Origin of the sequence: Okeania hirsuta (assembly GCF_003838195.1) — a bacterium.
Lineage (GTDB): Bacteria > Cyanobacteriota > Cyanobacteriia > Cyanobacteriales > Microcoleaceae > Okeania > Okeania hirsuta.
The window spans coordinates 1-2047 of sequence record NZ_RCBY01000525.1; the positions used below are offsets into that span (position 1 = coordinate 1).

A 2047-nucleotide genomic window follows, 5' to 3' on the forward strand; every position below is an offset into this window, starting at 1 on the left:
TTATTTTTGGAGCGGGACTTAAATTCCCGTTACAAAAATAACTTCTGACTGTCTTGAGCGTGTCTTACATTCTGAGGGGACCTCAGAATTACACACTCGCTTCTGACTTCTGACTTCTGACTTCGTTAAAAATGTCCGCTCCCTATTTGCGTAGTGCTATATTTGATATTTTGTTATTTTATACTTAAGTTTAGGTTTAATCGGGTTTTTATCCCACTAACAATTTGTACAACTTATGGCTGATGAAAGTTCAATAATTTTAGAGGTAAAGAGTAAGGGTGAATTTGTCAAGCAAATAAATCAGCGTTTGGATATCTGGATATCTGAGCAAATACCTGACCTATCGCGATCGCATATTCAAAAGTTAATATCCCAAGGTAATGTGAAAATAAATGACCAACTCTGCACCTCTAAAAAAGTAATAGTACAGCATGACGATCGGATTATTTTAACTATTCCCCCACCAGTACCTTTAGAAATAGAAGCTAATGATATTCCTCTGGATATTCTCTACGAAGATGATGCTTTATTAATTATCAACAAACCAGCAGGTTTAGTCGTACATCCAGCTCCCGGACATTCTGATGGTACTTTGGTGAATGCACTTTTAGCTCATTGTGATTCTTTGGCGGGTATTGGTGGAGTGCAACGACCGGGTATTGTGCATCGCTTAGATAAGGATACGACTGGAGCAATAATGGTCGCAAAAACAGACCAAGCGTATCAACATTTGCAGGCACAATTACAGGCGAAAACTGCTAGAAGGGAATATTTAGGAGTAGTTTATGGTAGTCCGAAAACAGATAGTGGTAAAATAGATTTACCTATTGGTCGTCATCGGGTAGACCGCAAAAAGATGGCAGTGACACCAGTGGAAAGAGGCGGAAAAGTCGCCGTTACTCATTGGGAAGTTAAGGAACGTTTGGGAAATTTTTCTATGATGTTGTTTCGGTTAGAGACTGGCAGGACTCATCAAATTCGGGTTCACAGTGCTAAAATAGGGTATCCTATTGTGGGGGATACTATTTATGGAAAAGGTCGTTCCGTAGGAGTGAATTTAAATGGTCAAGCGCTTCATGCTTGGCGACTAGAGTTACAACATCCTGTTTCTGAAGAGTTAGTGGAGGCGATCGCTCCTTTGCCAGAAGATTTTCTCACTTTGGTTGAGGTTTTGCGTAGACGTTCTGGATGAGAAATCAAAAGTCAAAAGTCAAAAGTCAAAAGTTAGAAGTTAGAAGTTAGAAGTTAGAACTCAGGAGTCAGTTATAATACTGTAGGTTGGGTTAAGCGGTAGCGCAACCCAACAGACAAAACGAGTTTGTTGAGTTTATCCTGCAGATAAGCTACGAAGAACGTTCCTCCACCCAACCAACAAAAAGCTAATTTTTTTAATTATGAAATAAGTTCAGGAGTAGAAAATTATGGATCGTGGAAAAATTGTGGCTATTATTACTGGAGCTATTTCTATCGCTTTGGCGATCGCTTATTTAATTATTGTACAACTACTAGATCTTAGAGGTAGTGAAATGATACCTGCCCCCACTTCAATATTACCTTTCGTATTTTAAAAAAAATATAGTCTTTTAGAAGTAGTGATATTAGTTCAGTACATCCTTTTAATTGTCAGGAGGTAAACTAAAAAATCACTACTTAATCTATAATTAAATTTAATTGTTTTTTTCAATATAAATCATCCGAGTTCTGATAGGAATACCTGTAGTTTGAGAAGTCCAACCTAATATAAAATAATCTTCCATAGCATTGCCAATTACCATTTTTGAATGCTCGTAAACTGGCACAACAAAATTTTTAATAAATTCCTCCGTTGTTTCATCAATACTAATCAAAATAGCTTGACGAGCAATTTGATCGATGATGATCAAACCGCAATTGAGCATCTTCAACAAATAATAATGAACCCAGACAAAAAACAAAATCGTAGGAATTTGTATCAATTTCAGGTAAAGCTGTTTCAATTGATTTGTTGATAGTTTTATCATTTTCTTTGTGGGTTTAATACCCCACCGTCTACACGGTGTTCAAAATT

3 protein-coding genes are annotated in these 2047 nt (G+C 36.8%); 2 read left to right on the forward strand and 1 reads right to left on the reverse strand.

Translation table 11 applies throughout. The features are described 5' to 3' along the window. Positions 1-235: 235 nt before the first annotated feature. Complete coding sequence (locus tag D5R40_RS32475; protein ID WP_124147475.1) at positions 236-1192, forward strand: RluA family pseudouridine synthase; 957 nt, start codon at positions 236-238, stop codon at positions 1190-1192. A gap of 229 nt (positions 1193-1421) precedes the next feature. Beyond that, positions 1422-1568 carry a hypothetical protein gene (locus tag D5R40_RS37200; protein WP_192901216.1) on the forward strand — a complete coding sequence of 49 codons (147 nt, stop codon included), beginning with the start codon at positions 1422-1424 and terminating at the stop codon, positions 1566-1568. A gap of 99 nt (positions 1569-1667) precedes the next feature. Here the strand turns inward: D5R40_RS37200 and D5R40_RS32480 are convergent, their stop codons facing one another. After that, positions 1668-2000: a hypothetical protein gene (locus D5R40_RS32480; RefSeq protein WP_240039187.1), complete on the reverse strand. Its 333-nt coding sequence runs from the start codon at positions 1998-2000 to the stop codon at positions 1668-1670. Positions 2001-2047: the final 47 nt, after the last annotated feature.